This window comes from Paraburkholderia strydomiana (genome assembly GCF_046030495.1).
In the GTDB taxonomy this organism is placed as follows: Bacteria; Pseudomonadota; Gammaproteobacteria; order Burkholderiales; family Burkholderiaceae; genus Paraburkholderia; species Paraburkholderia strydomiana_A.
Genome location: NZ_JAQQCJ010000013.1, coordinates 15,616 through 32,588, shown reverse-complemented (window position 1 = coordinate 32,588; position 16,973 = coordinate 15,616). Strand labels below are relative to the sequence as shown.

Below are 16,973 nucleotides of genomic sequence, written 5' to 3'. Positions count from 1 at the left end.
GGACGACGATGCATACTGAGGACGCCGCGGCGAAGCAAACGATTCTGGTGCTCAACAGCGGCTCTTCGTCGCTGAAGTTCGGGCTGTTCGCGCAGGCGCGGGACGACGAAGCCCTGCTGCTGGAGGGTAGCGCCGAAGGGATCGGCCGCGGCGACGGCAGCTTGCGGATCAGCGCGCCCGACGGCAGCGTGCTGGTGCAGCGGGAGCACGTGCTGGAGTCGCAAACGGATGCGTTGCGCGAGCTCTCGCAGGTGGTGGCGCAACAGCATCACGCGCAGCCTGCGGCACTCGGGCATCGGGTCGTGCATGGCGGGCCGCATCTTCGCGCGCATCAGCGCATCACGCCCGAGGTGCGCCGCCGTTTGCAGGACGCGGAGCACTTCGCGCCGCTGCATATTCCACCGGCGCTCGCGCTGATCGACGAGGCAACGAAGATTTTCGGCGGCGCGGCGCATTTCGCCTGTTTCGACACCGCGTTCCATGCGACGCTGCCGCCGCGCGCGGCGCAACTCGCGTTGCCGCGTCGCTATGCGCAGGCCGGCGTGATCCGCTACGGCTTTCACGGGCTATCGTACGAATCGCTGGTGACGCAACTCGGCTCGCAACTGCCTTCACGCGCGGTGTTCGCGCATCTCGGCAACGGTTCGAGCGTGTGCGCGTTGCGCGATGGCCGATCGATCGATACGTCGATGGGTTTGACGCCGACCGGCGGCGTGCCGATGGGCACGCGTTGCGGCGATCTCGATCCCGGTGTGCTGCTGTATCTGATGCGTGTCGAGAAGCTCGATGCGGATGCATTGGAGACGCTGCTCAACCGTCACAGCGGCCTCGCCGGTTATGCCGATGGCGAGAGCGATATGCAGGCGCTGGAAAAACGCGCGGCGGCAGGCGATGTGAACGCGTCGCTCGCGCTCGACGTGTTCGCGAGCGCGGTGCGCAAGACGATCGGCAGCTATGCGGCGTTGCTCGGCGGGATCGATCTGCTGGTGTTCACCGGCGGGATCGGTGAACACAGCGCGACGATTCGCCGGCGCGTGTGCGACGGGCTCGCTTTCATGGGGCTGACGGAAGGCGATCCGGCCGGCAAGGTGAGGGCGCTTCACACCGAAGAGGAAAAGCAGATTGCGCGGCATTGCCGGGCACTGTTGCGAGCCGAGGCCGGCTAACGCTGTCATTGCCCGCTATGCCGCGTTATTTCGCCTTGACGACCGTGTGATCCAACACGCCTGTCACGCCGAACAGGCGCGCCACGTCTTCCAGCGCGGCGGTTTTTTGCTGCGGGCGTTGCAGCTCGCCGTGCAGCGTGATGCGGCCGCGTGAGACCCTCACCTTGACGCAGTGTTCCGGGACAGCCGCGTCCCACGCGAGGCGGCGGGTCGCTTCCGCGGCGATTTGCGCATCGCTCAGGCGCGCGCCGGTGCCGGATTCTTTGCCCGCCTCCCAGCCTGCGCCGGGTAGCCTGCGTTTCGCGACGCGAGCCGATGACATGGGTCCTCCACGGAATGAACGGCGATTGAACAACACTAGCAGATGCGTGGAATTTTGCAGGCGGGGCCGCCATGCATCAGCGATACGCCGCCTCGCATGGCAAGTGCTTATCCGTGCAGCGGCGGACCCGCCGCCGCTCCTTTGAACGCCCACCCGTTGAACAATGCGCCGCCGAGCATCGATCCGCTCGTGATCAGAAACACCGCAGGCATGCCGAAATGCGCGCCGACGAAGCCGCCCGCGAGCGGCCCCGTCACCTGTCCCGCGTAATTCGCCGAGGTCGCATAGCCGAGGATGTAGCCCGCGGAGCGATCCGGCACGCTGTGGCGGATCACGCTCGTGATCGACGGCAGCAGGCCGGCGAGCGCGAGGCCCATCAGAAAACGCAGCACCACCAGCTGAACGCCGTTCGTGACGAACGCCTGCGGCACCAGCAACGCCGCGCACACGGCGAGACACGCGATGATCACCTTGGGCGCGCCGATGCGGTCCGCAAGACGGCCCACCCGCGACGCCGCCAGCACGCTGCCGAGCGCCGACGCCGACATCACGAAGCCCGACACCAGCGTCACGTGCCGCGCGTCGCGCACGAGCTGGCTCACGTAGACGGTGATGATCGGCTCGATCGACATGTTGGCGAACATCAGCAACGCGGCCGTGAAGAGCATGGCGAGCACCGGCCGCAGGTTCGGCACGCTGGCCCAGCCGGTCGATGTGTCTGCTGCCCCGGTCACGCCGGCCGCGTCGGCGGCGCGCGACTTCGCGCTCGCGCGCTCGACCGGCTGTTCCTTGACGAGCCACGTGGTCGCGATGAACGCGCAGAAGATCATCGCCCCGGCGATGAAGAACGTGTTGCGGATGCCGATCAGCGGCGGCAGCGCGCCGCCCACCAGCGGGCCGACCAGATTGCCCGCCATCACACCCGAGGCGAGCGTGCCGAGCGCCCAGCCGGTGCGTCCGCGCGGGGTCTGCGTGGCGATCATCACGGTCGCACCCGACGCATAGCCGCCGACGAGTCCCGCCAGAAAGCGCAACCCGACCAGTTGCCAGACGTTTTGCGCCAGCCCGAGCAGGGACATCACAATGGCCATGCCGAGGCTCGCGCGGATCAGGATCAGCTTGCGTCCGTAACGGTCGGCCATGCGCCCCCACAGCGGCGACACCAGCGCGGCGGCGAGAAAGGTCGCGCCGAATGCGATGCCCGACCACTGCACGGCGGCCTTCGCCGAGCTCACGCCGAGCTGCTGCACGTAGAGCGGCAGGAACGGCAGCAGCAGGGTCATCGCGACGATGGTCGAGAACGAGCCGAACAGGCAAACGTACAGGTTGCGCCGCCAGTGCGGCGCGGCGTCGGAGGGCGCGGATGAACTCATCGGGACAGGAGGTGACGCGGCACGCGAAAACGTTGGCAGCCATCGGAGCAAAAACAGGATTGTGCCTGAGCGCACGGAAACCTGGCCGATACCCCACACCGAACGCTAGTATGCTGACGGCTCATGACCGGCGCACCCGCCGCTCGCGCGTCGCACCTTCCTTACCCTGAACAGCAAAGGCTTCGACCATGTCCGACTTTCCCATCGACAACCCGTTTCTCGAATCGCTCGGCGTGCGTCTGACGCAATGGCGCGACGGCTACGCGGAACTGGTCATGCCGATCGACGCGAGCAAGCTCAATCGCCAGGGCGTGCTGCAAGGCGGTGCGATCGCGACGCTGCTCGATGCGGCGGCGGGCTATGCGGGCCTCCATGCGCCGGCGGGACAACCGGCGCGGCATGCATTCACGTTGTCGCTGACCACCAACTATCTCGACAAGGGCCTGGGCGTTTCGGTGACGGCGAAGGGCTTTCTGGAACGCCAGGGCCGTTCGATTTTCTTTTCGCGCGGCGAAGCGTGGGTGGACGGCAAACTGCTGATCGCGAGCGCGCAGGGCACGTTCAAATATTCAAAGACGGCCTGATGGCCGATGCCTGCCGCAAGCGCCACGCAGCAATTCACAGCGCTTTGTACATGATGGTGGTGGCGTCGAGCCGGCCTTCATCGTGCGAGGCTTGCGCATAGCCCGGAATCACGCCGGCGGTTCTGTAGCCAAGCGCGGAATAGAGCGGTTCGGCGTGGTCGCCGGTGCGGGTGTCCAGCGTGAGCAGGCTGCGCCGCAAGTGCCGCGCATGGCGCTCCAGTTCCGTCATCAACGCCCGCGCGATGCCCCGGCGGCGAAACGCGGGATGGACCAGCAGCTTGCGCACCTCCGCGCGATGGCGCTGATTCGGCATCGTGTCGCAATCCAGTTGCACGGTGCCGGCAATCGCGTCGCCCTCGCGCGCGACGAACAGCATCAGTCCGCCCGCGCGCAACGAGGGCAGCACTTTGCCGCGCCAGAACGCTTCGCTGTCGGCGACGCCGTAGGGCATGACGAAGCCGACGCTCGCGCCGTCATGCACACAGGCATGCAGCAGCGCGCCGAGTTCGGGCAGATGCCGAACGAGGTCGTCGGCGGAGAACGGCGTGATGGTGATCGCGCTCATGCTGGCTCACACGATGAAAAGAAGATAGCGGGCCGAACTATCGGCTGGCGTCACGAAGGCGCTCGGGCCGAACAGCAGATAGCGCAGGCAGTCGCCGGGGACGAGGTCGTGGCGCTGGCCGTCGACGGTGATCTGGAGCCGGCCTTCGAGCAGGATCAGATGATGTTCGAGCCCGGGGCGCGGCGAGGCGTCGTACGCGATGCACGCGCCCGCGTCGAGTTCGCATTCCAGCGCCTCGCCCGCGAGCGCTTGCGCGGGCGGCGACACCGAGCGGCGCCGGAAGCCTGCGCCGGCGTCGCTCCAGACCGGTTGCGCGGTGCGCGGCACTCGTGGTGCGAAGTCCTCCTCGACCATGCGCATCAAGCGCGACATAGGCAGGCCGTACGCGACGCAGAGCTTGCCGAGCACGCTCGCGGTCGGACTCACAGCAGCGTTTTCGAGGCGCGACAGCGTGGCGCGGCTGACGCTGCTGCGCGTGGCGAGTTCGTCGAGCGACCAGTTGCGCTCCGCGCGCAAGGCCCGCAAACGCTGCGCGATGCGGCGGTCGATGAGCGTATCGTCGGTGGCCATATTTTCCATATCAGGGAAACTATCTCTAATATGAGAATCGGTCAATGGAAAAAAATGGCGCGCGGGCGGCGCCGGGCGACTCGTCCGTCATCACGGAGATTCGTGCGACTTCGCAACCGCGTGCGTTTATCATAGTGGCCACCAACCAGAACGCGCCGCCTCGCTACGCAACGGTAACGCGCATCATCCACGAGACCCGGCGACTCATGCCGCACCATCATCTATGAACACCACTCCCGACGTTTCCTCCCGTCCCCCGATCCGTGAACTGACGCTGCTCGAGGGGCGCGTGCTCGGCGTGCTCGTCGAAAAGCAGCACACCGTGCCGGACAGTTATCCGCTTTCGCTGAACGCGCTGACGCTGGGCTGCAATCAGAAAACCGGCCGCGCGCCGGTGATGAACGCGACCGAAGCCGAGGTGCTGACCGCCATCGACGGCCTGAAACGATTGAGCCTCGTGATGGAAGGCAGCAGCAGCCGCGTGCCGCGCTTCGAGCACAACATGAATCGCGTGCTTGGTTTGCCGAGCCAGTCGGCGGCCTTGCTGACCACCTTGCTGCTGCGCGGCCCGCAGACGGCAGCCGAATTGCGCCTGAACAGCGCGCGTTTCCATGGCTTTGCCGACATCTCGTCGGTCGAGGCGTTTCTCGATGAACTGGCCGGCAATGAGCCGCCGCGCGTCGTGAAGCTGGCCCGCACGCCGGGAGAGCGTGAGCATCGCTGGATGCATCTGCTGTGCGGCGAGGTGAGTGCAAGCGAGATTGCGCCACCGGGCGGCGAGGACGACACGGTGCCGTTGTCCGCGTTCGAAGCGATCAAGGCCGAGCAGAAGCGGCTCGCCGACGAAGTGGGCCGGCTCCAGGCGGTCGTGCGGCGGATGGCGGCGGAGTTGGGGATCGGTGTCGACGATCTTTGAGTCGATGCCGGAGAGCGGCCGTGCGGCGGTCTTGCGGGAAGACCACGCCCGCGCAATAGACTGTTCGACGCAAGCGATCGTCAGTACGGCATGCAGGCGCCTCAGCGGCGATCGCTCAAGCCGACGGCTCATGCATCGCGGCTGCGCTGAGTGTTTGCCGACAGCATGCGTTGCGTGCGATAGAAGATGCGCGGCGGCACGTTCGGCGAATCCTGAGCAAGCCGGTCGAGCTCGTCGCGAATCGCGGTGAGATAGTGACCGTTGCGTGCGTCGGCGTCGCCGGCGAATACGGCTTCGAGCCTGCGGCGCACGGCGCCATAGCGTGCGCCGGCCGCGCGGTGTTTCTCCGCGCGCTCCGCGTAGCGCAGGAACAGTTTCAACGCGGCGGAGACGGCGGCCGCGACGCTCACGAGTCCCACGAAGAGCCGCTGTTCAATCGACACTGCGCTCAACGTCAAGGACGCGAACACGGCGGTGCCCACGAAGGCGCTCAAGGCGGTCACCAGCCAGCCGACCTGACGGTCGCGCGCCGATAGCAGATCGGCCATGTCGTAGTGGCTCATCTGGGATTCGCGCGCGCGGCGAATCCATTTCAGCAGAAGCTGGTTTTCGTCGATCGGGGGCTCGTAACCGGGCAGTGTCGTCATGGCGCTTGTCGGGGCGGGTCGGCTGCGCAGCATAAGGCGTGCGCCAGACGACACTGTGCCACATCGAAGCATCGAGCCGGACATCGCGCGTAACCGTGGCGGCAGGTCAGCCGTTCAGCGAGTCAGGCGCCGCACGCGCGGCACCACTTCTTCCGCAAAGCTGCGCATGTCGTGCTCGAACGGCTGGAATTGCAGCATGAACAATTCGATCCCCGCGCGGTGAAAACGGGCGATGCGCTCGGCGACCGTGTCATAGCTGCCGACCAGTCCCGCTGCCGTGCCGCCGTTCGAGCCGACGCGCGGCGTTTGCGCGAAAGTCTGGAACATTACCGCCTTCGGGTCGATGTTCGATTTCTGTTGCGCGCGCAGCGGCGCATCTCTCGCGGCCAGTGCGAACAGATGATCGAGGTGCCGGGTTGCGTCGTCGTCGGTTTCGCGGGCGATCACGAATGCCGACAGGCCGAAACGCAGCGGCGCTTGTGCGGTGGGCCGCTTGCGGGCGCGCAGGTCGGCGATCAACGCTTCGACGTCCGGCAACGGCTGGCCGTTGATGAACCATACGTCGCCTTTGTCGGCGACCAGTTGGCGCGCCGGCTCCGATTCGCCGCCCACGTAGATGAGCGGCCGTTCGCGATACGGATCGGCGGGGCGCAATAGATAGTCATCCACATTAAAGTGTTCGCCGTGAAAACGCGTGCGCTCGCCGCGCAGCAACGCGTCGACCACGGTGATCCACTCGCGCCCATACGCGTAACGCGCGTCGTGCTCCGCGAAACCGATGCCGGCGCGCTCCAGCTCCGGGCGATTCCACGCATTGACGAGATTGATTGCAAAGCGCCCGCCGCTGATGTGCTCGATCTGCTGCGCCATTTTCGCCAGCACGACCGGGTGATACAGATAAGGCTTGATGGCCGCGATGATTTCGATGCGTTCGGTCAACGCCGCGAGCGCGGCCGACGCGGTCCACGCTTCGAGCTGATCGAAGTCGGGATTGTGCGGATTGATCGTGTGTTGCGCGACGAGCACCGAGTCGTAGCCGAGGCGCTCGGCTTCGAGCACGAGGGCTTTGTTGCGCGCCCATGACGCGTCGTACGGTTCGTCGGGGTCCTGCAGTGCGGCGCGGCTGCCATGAACCAGCGCCCAGACGCCGAAGCGCGGAGGCAGTGTCGACATAAAGCGGAAATCTCCACGAAAAAGCGGTACTTGCGATTCGTTGCGACTCGCATCAAAGCTTTGAATGATGCGCGATGCTGCCGCCACGCGTTCCAATTTCTGTCTATATCGTTCGATGAAATCGGTCTATGGACGTGCCGCGAACTTTTATATATTCAGCGATTGCGCCTACCTTCATGGAATTCGATCGATGCATTTCACTTTCTCCGGCTCTCGCCGCCTGCGGCACCTTTGCGTGTCATTGACGTTGATCGGCGGGGTGCTGTCCGCCGGCCTCGCGCAAGCCAACGAAACGGTTTCGATCAGCTATCAGCGTTCGTCGACGCTGTTCATTCTGCTCAAGCGCACCGGTGCATTGGAGAAGAAGCTCAAACCGCTCGGCTATGACGTGAGTTGGCACGAATTCTCGACGGGCCTGCTGCAATCGCTGAACGCGGGCAGTGTGGATCTGCATGCGGACGTCGCTGACGCGTTCGCGCTTTTCACGCAGGCCGCCAACGCGCCGCTGACGTACTACGCGGAGGAAACCTCGGCACCGACGGCCCAGGCGATCATCGTGCCGCCGGACTCGCCGATCCGCTCGATCGCGGACCTCAAGGGGAAACGCGTCGCGGTGGCGAAGGGCTCGGGCTGCAATTACCTGTTGCTGAGCGCATTGGCCAAGGCGGGAATGACGATCAACGATATTCAGGTGCGCTATCTGGAAGCGCCCGACGCGCTCGCCGCGTTTCGCGGCGGCAACATCGACGCATGGGCGATCTGGGATCCGTTCCTCGCGGCGCAGCAGCGTGATGCGCAGGTGCGCGTGATCGCCGACGGCACCAGCGGCGTGGCGCAATACAACCGCTTCTATACGGCGACCACCGCGTTCGCGGACAAGCATCCGGACGTGTTGCGCGTCGTATTCGACGAACTGCACACGACCGGCAAATGGGTCAAGGCGCATCCCCAGGACGCCGCGCAGATTCTCGGTCCGATGTGGGGGAACATTCCCGCGCCGACGGTCGAGCTGGCCAATAGCCGCCGCAGTTACGACATCGTGCCGGTGCAGCGCGATCAGTTGGCGGAACAGCAGCGTATCGCGGATACGTATCGCGCGGCCGGACTCATTCCCGCTGCACTGAAGGCGACGGATATCCGGATCTGGACATCGCCAGCGAAGTAACGGAGAGCATTGTTCGGCACATTCCTGTGCCGAACAATGCACGCGTGTCACTCAGTCGAGTGCATTAAGCGGGCGAGACTTCACGCGCGACGCCGAACCGCTCGTTGTGCGCCTTCCCGTTCAGATAGAAGTCACCGATCGCGGCCTCGCGAATGATCGCCGGATTGTGCGACGCGAGCACCCGCGCATTGCGCCAGTAGCGGTCGAAGCGCCGCGATTCGCTGGTGGCCGATGCGCCGCCCACTTCGAACAGCAGCGTGGCCGCCTGCAGCGTTTGCTCGATGACGATCTGCTGCGCCTGAAAGGTCTGGATATCGAGGCGAATATAGGTTTGTTCGTCGGTGCGGCCTTCGGCACGCGCGACGGAAACCTCGTCGATTGCACGCGCCAGCGACGCGCTGATGCTCTGCGTCGAGTAAGCGAGACTCGCGAGGCGGCCGACCACGCGATGCACGAGCGGATTGTCGCGCGGACTCGATTCGCCTGGGACGCCGAAGGTTCTGGTTTTGGCCTGAGTGAAGGTCACTGCGTCGCGCAGCGCCGCACGGCTGATACCCGCGAGGTTCGCGACGTGCAGCGCCTGGTAGTACGCGGTCAGCAGGCTGTTGCGGCGCGGTTCGGACGCCTGGTAGCGGCGGTACAGATTGTCGGGTGAAACCGGCACGCGCTCGAAACGTGCAGTCCCGCTGCCGGTCAGACGCTGGCCGAAACCGTCCCAGTCGTCGATGCGTTCGACGCCCGGCGTATCGGCCTTGACGAGCACGCGCACGTCGCTCTGGCCGTCGTGCGCGGTGACGTCCACCCAGTCGGCGTAGAGCGTGCCGGTGGTGTAGTACTTCTCGCCGTCGAGATGCCACGCGCCGTCGGTCTGCGTAAGACGCACGCTGTTGTTGGTCACGCCGGTGCGCTCGGACACCGCGCCGCCGACAATCTGCCCTTGGGCCACACGCGTGAGCCAGCGGTCGCGCAGCGCCGCGTCGCTGTTTTCCAGCAGCGATTCGATAAAGCCGCCATGCACACGCAGGATTTGCGGCAGATTCGAATCGGCTTCGCCGAGGCGCGTGACCAGCGCGAAGAACTGCGTGAGCGAGATGCCTTCGCCGCCGTATTGTCGCGGCACGCGCAGCCGCGTGTAGCCCGCTTCGCGCAGCCACTCCACCGGATCGTAGGCGAGTTCTCGATGTTGCTCGCGCTGCACCGCGCCTTCGGCGATGCGCGCGAAGACCGGCGCGAAGCGGCGGGTCAGCGGGTCGTCGCCGAACAGTTGAGCGGCGTCGGCGACGGGATGAAGCGGGCTGTGTTGCGATTGAACGGCTGACATGTGTTCTCCGAAATGAAGCGCGTACGCGGCGCGATCGGAGTACGGTACGGGAGGACGCAGGGCGCCAGCAACGAAGTATTTCGCCGATTCTTAGCAGAGCGCGTGCAATGGATCTCGCATGCACGGCGACGCCGCTTCTACTTCAACGCCGCCACCGTACGCCGGCGTGCCAGCAGCTTCACCGCAAGCAGACAGGTGCCCATCACCGTGAACGACAACACGGTCGTCATCGTGCCGAGCGCGTAGATGACCGGCGTCGTCACCGACGTCGTGAGGCCCTGCAATTCGAGCGGCAAGGTGTTCTGGTCGCCGATCGCCTGCGAGGTGCGGGCGATCTCGTCCCATGACAGCGTGAAGCCGAACATCGCGACGCCGACCACCGAGGGCCCGATGATCGGCAGCACGACGTGCCGGAAGCTCTGCCACGGCGTCGCGCCCAGATCGCGCGACGCTTCCTCGTAAGCCGGATTGAAGCGGTTGAACACCGCGAACATCACCAGCAGGCCGAACGGCAGCGTCCACGTCAGATGCGCGCCGAGCGCGGACGTGAAGAGGCCCATCGAGGTCGTATAGCTATCGGCGAACGATTGATAGCCCCATGCCGACGCGAGGTACTTCACGCCGTTATCCAGCAGCCGGAACGTCAGGCCGATGCCGAGCGAGACGATGATCGACGGCATGATCAGACTCGCCACCGACACATAGAACACCGCCGTATCGCCGCGAAATTTTCGACGGAACGCGAGACCCGCCGCGACCGAGAACACCACCGTCAGCACCGTCACCACCAAAGCGAGCCGCACGGACCGGCCGAATGCGGCCCAGATGTCGATGTCGGCCACGCCGTTGCGCAGCACCGCGAACCAGTGCAGCGAAACACCACGCATCGGGAACGTCAGACCGCCCTCGGGGCCCTGAAACGACAGAATGAAAATCGTGATCACCGGTCCGTACAGGAACAGCACGAACAGGCCGAACAGCAGCGCGAGCCAGTAGAAGCTGGCCGGCCGGCGTTCCCGATGTTTGACGCGAATGGTCTGCATCTTCACAGCTCCTTGCGGATATCGACGACGCGCGTCAAAGCCCACACGATCATCAGCACGACGGCGAGCAGAATGATCGCGTTGGCCGCCGCGGCGGGAAATTGCAGGTAGCCGGTCTGCACCTGAATGATCTTGCCGACCGACGCGATCTGCTGCCCGCCCATCACGCCGACGGTCAGGAAGTCGCCCATCACGATCGTGATCACGAAGATCGAGCCGATCACGATACCGGTCTTCGACAACGGCAGGACCACGTCGCGCACCACCTGCCAACCGCTCGCGCCGGCATCGCGCGCGGCTTCGAGCAACGACCGGTCGATGCGCATCATCGCGTTGAAGATCGGCACGATCATGAAGAACGTGTACAGATGCACGAACGCGAGCACCACCGAAAAGTTCGAATACAGCAGCCATTCGAGCGGCTGATCGATCACATGCGCGCCGAGCAGCGCCTGATTCACGAGGCCATTGCGGCCGAGCAGCGGCATCCACGAAATCATCCGGATCACGTTGGAGGTCCAGAACGGAATCGTGCAGACGAGGAACAACACCGTCTGCATGCTCGTCGTGCGGACGTGGAACGCGAGGAAGTACGCGATCGAAAAGCCCAGCAGCAAGGTCACGGCCCACACGATCGCGCAGAACTTGAGCGTCGACCAGTAGGTCTTGAAGGTCACGCAGACGTCGGTCATCGACGAACAGCCGTCGAAGATCGCCGCGTAGTTCTTCAGCGTGAACGCGGGAATGATCTGGTACTCGTTGAAGTCCCAGAAGCTGACGATCAGCGTGATGACCAGCGGCACGATGAAAAACAGCAGGAACGTCAGCGACAGCGGCGTCGCCTGCAGCCATGCCGGCGCGCGGCGATGTTTGACGGGCGCGTCCTGCGCGAGCGAGGGAAGGTCGATCGTTGCCATGGGCGGGTGTCTATCGAATGACGCGCGCGGCTCAAGCGCCGCGCGCGGGGAAATCTCTACGCGACGAGCGGGCGCCGTGTTTGCCGACGTGTTCGCCGGCGCGTCATGCACCGGCAAACACAACGCACGGCGTGACGCTCGATCACGCTGCGATGAACTCGTTCCACTTCTGCACCATGTAGATGTTCTCGTCCATCACCGCGTTCCAGCACGCAATCGCGCTCATGCGCTGCGTGTAGGAGCCGCCGTCGCGCACCGCGCCGGCCTTTTCGAGCAGTTGGCCGTCCGGCGCCTTGATGTCCTGCGCGGCGGCCTTGCCTTCGATCCAGTAGTCCCATTCGTACGGCTGCATGTGCGTCTTCGCGGTTTCGATCACGCCGGGGTAATAGCCCTGGCGCATCAGGTAGGCGCCGGCCCAGCCGTCCTGGAACCAGTTGACGAACTCATAGGCGGCGTCGAGCTTCTTGCCTTGCAGCGAGCGCGGAAAGCCGAAGCCCGAGGCCCACGAACGATAGCCTTCCTTGAGCGGCTGGAATTTGCACGCGATGCCCATCGTGCGGACCTTCGTCACCGCGGGCGACCACATCGACTGGATCACGACTTCGCCCGACGCCATCAGATTCACGCTCTCGTTGAAGTCCTTCCAGAACGCGCGGAACTGGCCGGCATGCTTGGCCTCGATCAGGATCTTGATGGTCTGGTCGATCTCGGCCTTCGTCATGTTGCCTTTGTCGCCGTATTTCACGTGGCCCATCGCCTCGATCGCCATCGCCGAATCCATGATGCCGATCGCGGGAATGTTCAGCAGCGCCGCCTTGCCCTTGAATTGCGGATTGAGCAGCTCCGCCCAGCTGTCCACCGGCCGCTTGATCAGATCGGGACGAATGCCGAGCGTGTCCGCGTTGTAGGTGGTCGGGATCAGCGTCATCCATTCGGTCGGCGTTGCCGAGAATTGGGTCGAGCGCGGGCCGGTAAGGAACATTACCTTTTTCGGCGCGGTGCCCTGGTCGCCGATCTTCTTGCCGTTGACTTCGCCGCGCGTGAGCACGGGCGTGATCTTGTCGGCGAGCTTGATGCGTTTGGCGTCCATGCCCGCGAGCGTACCGGCCGGAATCAGTTTCTTCAGCGCGAAATATTCGGTGTCGACGATATCGAACGAGTTGGGCTGCGTGATGATGCGCTTGGCGACGTCGTCGGTGGTGACCGGCACGTATTGAATCTCGATGCCGGTGTCCTCCTTGAATTTCTTCGCGATGTCGGCGCTCTGATTGACCGCCGTGCCGAGGTAGCGCAACGTGATCTTTTCCTGCGCATGCACGTACGGAAAACCGGCAATGCCGGCCGCCGCCACCGCACCCTTGATGAACGTGCGGCGCGACAGGCCCTTTTCCTTCACATCCGTTGCATCCACTGCCACCGCTGCCGGACTCCCGTTCGTTTCGTTCATTGCTTTCTCCTCAGTTGACGTTCGATTGACGCTCATTCGATGTTTTGTTCACTGCGCCGCGCTGGCCGCATTCAAACGCTCAGGCCGCCAGCGGATGCGCATCCTGCTCGTTCCACCAGACCACCACGCGCGCCTCGGGGCCGAGCCGCGTCGCGTCGTAGTCGCCGTCGCTCACGAGCGAGATCAGTTCAGGCGAGCCGTCGAGCGGATCGAGCGTCATGCGCAGATGCGTGCCCTGGTACTCGGCTTCACGGACCTTGCAGGGCACGCCGCCGATGCGGGGCAGGCCGCTCTCGCCGCCGGCGTTGTGCACCGGCGTGACGCCATGCGGCAGCACGCGCAGATGATCGGCGCGCACGGTAAACGAGCGGCCATTCGTGTTGAAGACGTTGTGTCCGCCCAGAAAGCGCGCGACAAACTCGGTACGTGGCCGGTTGAAGACTTCATGCGGCGTGCCGCTCTGTTCGATGCGGCCGTGACTCATCACCACGACGAGATCGGCGAGCGCCATCGCTTCTTCCTGCGAGTGCGTGACGTGGACGAAGGTGATGCCGAGTTCTTTCTGCCAGCGCTTGAGCTCGGCGCGCATCTGCACGCGCAGGAACGGGTCGAGCGCGGAGAGCGGTTCGTCGAGCAGCAGGCAGCCGGGCTGATTCAGCAAGGCGCGCGCGAGCGCCACGCGTTGCTGCTGGCCGCCGGAGAGTTGTGCCGGCTTGCGCGCGGCATACGCGGACATGGCGACGAGTTCGAGCAGTTCGGCGGCGCGCTTGCGCCGCACGTCCTTCGCGACGCCGCGCATCTTCAGGCTGAACGCGACATTGTCGAGCGCGCTCAGATGCGGGAACAGCGCATAGTTCTGAAACACCATCGCAGTGCCGCGCGCGGCGGGTTCGGCGCGCGTGACGTTGCGGCCCGCGATCAGAATGTCACCGTCGGTGACGGATTCATGCCCGGCGATCATGCGCAAGGTCGAGGTCTTGCCGCAGCCCGACGGTCCGAGCAGGCAGCAGTATTGGCCACCGGCGATGCGCAGGTCGATCGCGTCGACGGCCAGCGAATCGCCGTATTGCTTCGACACGTGAACCAGTTCGATATCGGCGGCTTGAGTGTCGAGCACCGTTGAAGCAGGCTGAATCATGAAGGAAGTGTCCTCGTGAACGGCGAACAGTGGGGCACGCGCCAAAACAGCTACGCCACCTATGCGAAGCGATGCAAATGCAAGACATGTGCCATCCATCGCATCGCGGCGCTCGCGCAATGCCGACGTACCGATGGGCCTAACGTCTACGAGTTGGCGCACATATTGCAAACGATCTGCTGCGTCGATCGTTAGCGATCAGCAGGATGGATTCGCGCGATCACGGTGCGTCAGCGGTCCGTCTCGGGGCATGAACCGGCCAATCCGGTTCATGCATGACGTGACGCGGCGTTTTTCGTCATCCACGGTTTCTTCTCATGAACGACACACGGAACATGCCCGCAATAGAGAACCGCGCGCGTCAATCGCTCGCGACGCATGGACGTTTTGCATACAGGCCGATCACGGATAGCGACGCCTACCGCTGGCCAGGCGGAGCGGGGCTCGCGGTCTATCTCGGCTTCAACATCGAGCACTTTGCGTTCGGTGAGGGACTCGGTGCGGCGCTCGGGCCGCTTTCACCGCAGCCGGATGTGCTGAACCATAGCTGGCGCGAGTACGGCAATCGCGTCGGCGCGTGGCGCTGCATCGAACTGTTCGATCAACTCGCTTTGCCGTCCGGCACGCTGATCAACACCGCGCTTTACGATCACTGTCCTGAACTGATTGCGGCTTGCGTCGCGCGTGGCGATGAACTGATTGGCCATGGCCACACGAATGCGCACCGGCAGAGCGAGCTCGACGAAAGCGGCGAGCGCGAGTTGCTTCTGCATTGCCGCGAACGGATCGCGGATGAGTCCGGTACACCGCCGCACGGCTGGCTGTCGCCGTGGATTTCGGAGTCGCATCTGACGCCCGATCTGCTGGCCGAGACCGGCTATCGCTACACGCTGAACTGGTGTCACGACGACCGCCCCGTGCGCATGGCCACGCGCGGCGCGCCGCTCTGGTCGATTCCGTATCCGCAGGAACTCAACGATCTGCCGATGATGGTGGGCCGGCACATGGACGGCCGTGCGTTCGCCGACATGATCGTCGACCAGTTCGACGAGATGCTCGAACAGGCCAATCGCGGTTCGCAACCGCAGGCCCTCGTCATGGGCATCGCGCTGCATCCGTATCTGGTCGGGCAGCCGTACAGGTTGCGGCATCTGCGCCGCGCGCTCGAACATATCGCCGCGGCGCGTGCGCGAGGCGATGTGTGGATCACCACACCGGGCGCGATCGCGAATCATATGGACGATCTGGAGCGGGACGGCATCGTGCGCCCGGCTACGGTATGAGCGCGAGAGACGGTGCGGCCACCGCGAAAAAGGCCCGTGGTGAGGAGGCCGATATCGATGCGCGCATCTACCAGTCGATTTTCGACGGCGTGCTCAATCATCGTTTGACGCCCGGCACGAAGCTGCCCGAGCCCGAGTTGTGCCAGCTGTTCGGCGTGGGCCGCGCGGTCGTGCGTCGCGTGCTGGAAAAACTCGCGTATGACGGCATCGTCGTGTTGCGGCCGAACAAGGGCGCAGTGATCGCCGAGCCCACGCCCGAGGAAACTCGCGAGATTTTCGAGGCGCGGCGTTCGGTCGAGCGGATGCTGGTCGAGCTTGCCGTGCAGCGTGCGAGCGCGCGAGACATCAAGGTGCTGCGTCAGCAACTCGCGAACGAGCACGAGGCGATGCATCGCTTCGACCAGCCGTCGTGGGCGACGCTCGCGAGCGGCTTTCATATGCGCATCGCCGCGCTGGCGGGCAACTCGATCCTGCAAAACTATCTGAAGGAACTGGTGTCGCGTTGTTCGCTGATTGTCGGCGTATACGAACCGCCGGGGCATGCACCGTGCGAGCACGCCGAGCATGCGGCCATCGTCGATTGCATCGAGGCGCGCGATGCGGCAGGCGCGATCGTGCATATGGAAGCGCACCTGCGCGATCTCGAAGAGCGCATTGAAACGTCGCGAATGCGTGGCGAGAAGAGCCTCGGCCAATTACTCGGCATCATTGGACAAGCGACCACGAACCAGGCGGACCGACATGGAAATTGATTTCGAGGCGATCACCGAATACCAGCGCTACAAGCTGATGGCGAGCCTGATCGTGCCGCGTCCGATCGCGCTCGTCACCACGCTCGGGCCCGACGGCACGATCAATGCCGCGCCGTTCTCGATGTTCAACATGCTCGGCGAAGAGCCGCCTATCGTGATGATCAGCGTGAACCGCGGGGCGGACGGCACGCTCAAGGACACGGCGGTCAATATCGTGCGGACCGGCGAGTTCGTCGTGCATCTCGCCGACGAAGCCATCGCCGAAAAAATGCATCGCTGCGGCGAAAGGCTGCCGCCTCATGTGAGCGAACTTGCCGAGGTCGGCTTGACGCCGGTGCCAAGCTCGCACGTCGCGCCGCCGCGCATCGCCGAAGCGCCGGTCGCGTTCGAATGCACGATCTGGGAGACGCTGGAGACGAGCAGCCGGCAGATTTTTATCGGCCGCGTGCATCGGCTGCATGCGCGCGACGAATTGATCGACATCGAGACGTGGCGCGTGCGCTTGCAGCACTACTTTCCGGTGGGTCGATTTGGTGCGAGCGATTATGTGACGACACGTGACCGGTTTACGCTGGGGTGACGGCGCTCGGC

General features: G+C 64.6%; 18 protein-coding genes. 7 read left to right on the top strand and 11 right to left on the bottom strand.

Going from position 1 to position 16,973, the window contains the following annotated elements:
• The first annotated feature begins 8 nt into the window (after positions 1 to 8).
• Positions 9 to 1,166 carry an acetate/propionate family kinase gene (locus tag PQQ53_RS18385; RefSeq protein ID WP_408325187.1) on the top strand — a complete coding sequence of 386 codons (1,158 nt, stop codon included), beginning with the start codon at positions 9 to 11 and terminating at the stop codon, positions 1,164 to 1,166.
• A gap of 25 nt (positions 1,167 to 1,191) precedes the next feature.
• On the opposite strand, the gene PQQ53_RS18380 is transcribed toward PQQ53_RS18385, so the two are convergent.
• Together PQQ53_RS18380 and PQQ53_RS18375 are read right to left on the bottom strand one after the other, a co-directional pair.
• Positions 1,192 to 1,488 carry a BON domain-containing protein gene (locus tag PQQ53_RS18380; protein WP_408148081.1) on the bottom strand — a complete coding sequence of 99 codons (297 nt, stop codon included), beginning with the start codon at positions 1,486 to 1,488 and terminating at the stop codon, positions 1,192 to 1,194.
• 107 nt (positions 1,489 to 1,595) lie between these two features.
• Positions 1,596 to 2,861, bottom strand: coding sequence for an MFS transporter (locus tag PQQ53_RS18375; protein ID WP_408325186.1), 1,266 nt, complete (start codon positions 2,859 to 2,861; stop codon positions 1,596 to 1,598).
• A gap of 188 nt (positions 2,862 to 3,049) precedes the next feature.
• Between PQQ53_RS18375 and PQQ53_RS18370 the strand changes: the two genes are divergently transcribed.
• Positions 3,050 to 3,445, top strand: coding sequence for a PaaI family thioesterase (locus tag PQQ53_RS18370; RefSeq protein ID WP_408148077.1), 396 nt, complete (start codon positions 3,050 to 3,052; stop codon positions 3,443 to 3,445).
• A 34-nt stretch (positions 3,446 to 3,479) separates the two neighbouring features.
• On the opposite strand, the gene PQQ53_RS18365 is transcribed toward PQQ53_RS18370, so the two are convergent.
• Together PQQ53_RS18365 and PQQ53_RS18360 are read right to left on the bottom strand one after the other, a co-directional pair.
• Entirely contained in the window at positions 3,480 to 4,010 is a 531-nt protein-coding gene (locus tag PQQ53_RS18365; RefSeq protein ID WP_408153313.1) for a GNAT family N-acetyltransferase, read from the bottom strand.
• A 6-nt stretch (positions 4,011 to 4,016) separates the two neighbouring features.
• Entirely contained in the window at positions 4,017 to 4,589 is a 573-nt protein-coding gene (locus tag PQQ53_RS18360) for a helix-turn-helix domain-containing protein (protein ID WP_408148073.1), read from the bottom strand.
• A gap of 214 nt (positions 4,590 to 4,803) precedes the next feature.
• Here PQQ53_RS18360 and PQQ53_RS18355 point away from each other — a divergent pair, with 214 nt between their 5' ends.
• Positions 4,804 to 5,496: a YceH family protein gene (locus PQQ53_RS18355; RefSeq protein ID WP_408148071.1), complete on the top strand. Its 693-nt coding sequence runs from the start codon at positions 4,804 to 4,806 to the stop codon at positions 5,494 to 5,496.
• Between the two features lie 128 nt (positions 5,497 to 5,624).
• On the opposite strand, the gene PQQ53_RS18350 is transcribed toward PQQ53_RS18355, so the two are convergent.
• Entirely contained in the window at positions 5,625 to 6,143 is a 519-nt protein-coding gene (locus PQQ53_RS18350) for an SLATT domain-containing protein (RefSeq protein WP_408148069.1), read from the bottom strand.
• Between the two features lie 114 nt (positions 6,144 to 6,257).
• On the bottom strand, positions 6,258 to 7,316 hold the full coding sequence (locus tag PQQ53_RS18345) for an LLM class flavin-dependent oxidoreductase (protein WP_408148067.1): 1,059 nt from the start codon (positions 7,314 to 7,316) through the stop codon (positions 6,258 to 6,260).
• 235 nt (positions 7,317 to 7,551) lie between these two features.
• Here PQQ53_RS18345 and PQQ53_RS18340 point away from each other — a divergent pair, with 235 nt between their 5' ends.
• Positions 7,552 to 8,481 carry an aliphatic sulfonate ABC transporter substrate-binding protein gene (locus PQQ53_RS18340; protein ID WP_408325184.1) on the top strand — a complete coding sequence of 310 codons (930 nt, stop codon included), beginning with the start codon at positions 7,552 to 7,554 and terminating at the stop codon, positions 8,479 to 8,481.
• A 64-nt stretch (positions 8,482 to 8,545) separates the two neighbouring features.
• Here the strand turns inward: PQQ53_RS18340 and PQQ53_RS18335 are convergent, their stop codons facing one another.
• The 5 genes from PQQ53_RS18335 to PQQ53_RS18315 form a co-directional block, all read right to left on the bottom strand.
• Entirely contained in the window at positions 8,546 to 9,802 is a 1,257-nt protein-coding gene (locus tag PQQ53_RS18335; RefSeq protein ID WP_408325182.1) for an acyl-CoA dehydrogenase family protein, read from the bottom strand.
• Positions 9,803 to 9,939: 137 nt separating this feature from the next.
• The gene (locus tag PQQ53_RS18330) at positions 9,940 to 10,845 is read right to left on the bottom strand and encodes an ABC transporter permease (protein ID WP_408148061.1); all 906 of its coding nucleotides are present in this window, start codon (positions 10,843 to 10,845) and stop codon (positions 9,940 to 9,942) included.
• A 2-nt stretch (positions 10,846 to 10,847) separates the two neighbouring features.
• Positions 10,848 to 11,762, bottom strand: a complete 915-nt coding sequence (locus tag PQQ53_RS18325; protein WP_408148059.1) for an ABC transporter permease — start codon at positions 11,760 to 11,762, stop codon at positions 10,848 to 10,850.
• Positions 11,763 to 11,904: 142 nt separating this feature from the next.
• On the bottom strand, positions 11,905 to 13,209 hold the full coding sequence (locus PQQ53_RS18320) for an ABC transporter substrate-binding protein (protein WP_408325180.1): 1,305 nt from the start codon (positions 13,207 to 13,209) through the stop codon (positions 11,905 to 11,907).
• Positions 13,210 to 13,288: 79 nt separating this feature from the next.
• Entirely contained in the window at positions 13,289 to 14,347 is a 1,059-nt protein-coding gene (locus tag PQQ53_RS18315; protein WP_408153318.1) for an ABC transporter ATP-binding protein, read from the bottom strand.
• Positions 14,348 to 14,664: 317 nt separating this feature from the next.
• Between PQQ53_RS18315 and PQQ53_RS18310 the strand changes: the two genes are divergently transcribed.
• From PQQ53_RS18310 to PQQ53_RS18300, 3 genes are read left to right on the top strand one after another with little or no spacing between them, the layout of a single operon-like run.
• The gene (locus tag PQQ53_RS18310; RefSeq protein WP_408153319.1) at positions 14,665 to 15,630 is read left to right on the top strand and encodes a polysaccharide deacetylase family protein; all 966 of its coding nucleotides are present in this window, start codon (positions 14,665 to 14,667) and stop codon (positions 15,628 to 15,630) included.
• Positions 15,627 to 16,382 (top strand): GntR family transcriptional regulator, encoded by a 756-nt coding sequence (locus PQQ53_RS18305; protein ID WP_408148051.1) that lies wholly within the window; start codon positions 15,627 to 15,629, stop codon positions 16,380 to 16,382. The genes PQQ53_RS18310 and PQQ53_RS18305 overlap by 4 nt, the downstream gene beginning before the upstream one ends.
• Positions 16,372 to 16,962 (top strand): flavin reductase family protein, encoded by a 591-nt coding sequence (locus PQQ53_RS18300; protein ID WP_408148049.1) that lies wholly within the window; start codon positions 16,372 to 16,374, stop codon positions 16,960 to 16,962. Before PQQ53_RS18305 ends, PQQ53_RS18300 begins: the two co-directional genes overlap by 11 nt.
• Positions 16,963 to 16,973: the final 11 nt, after the last annotated feature.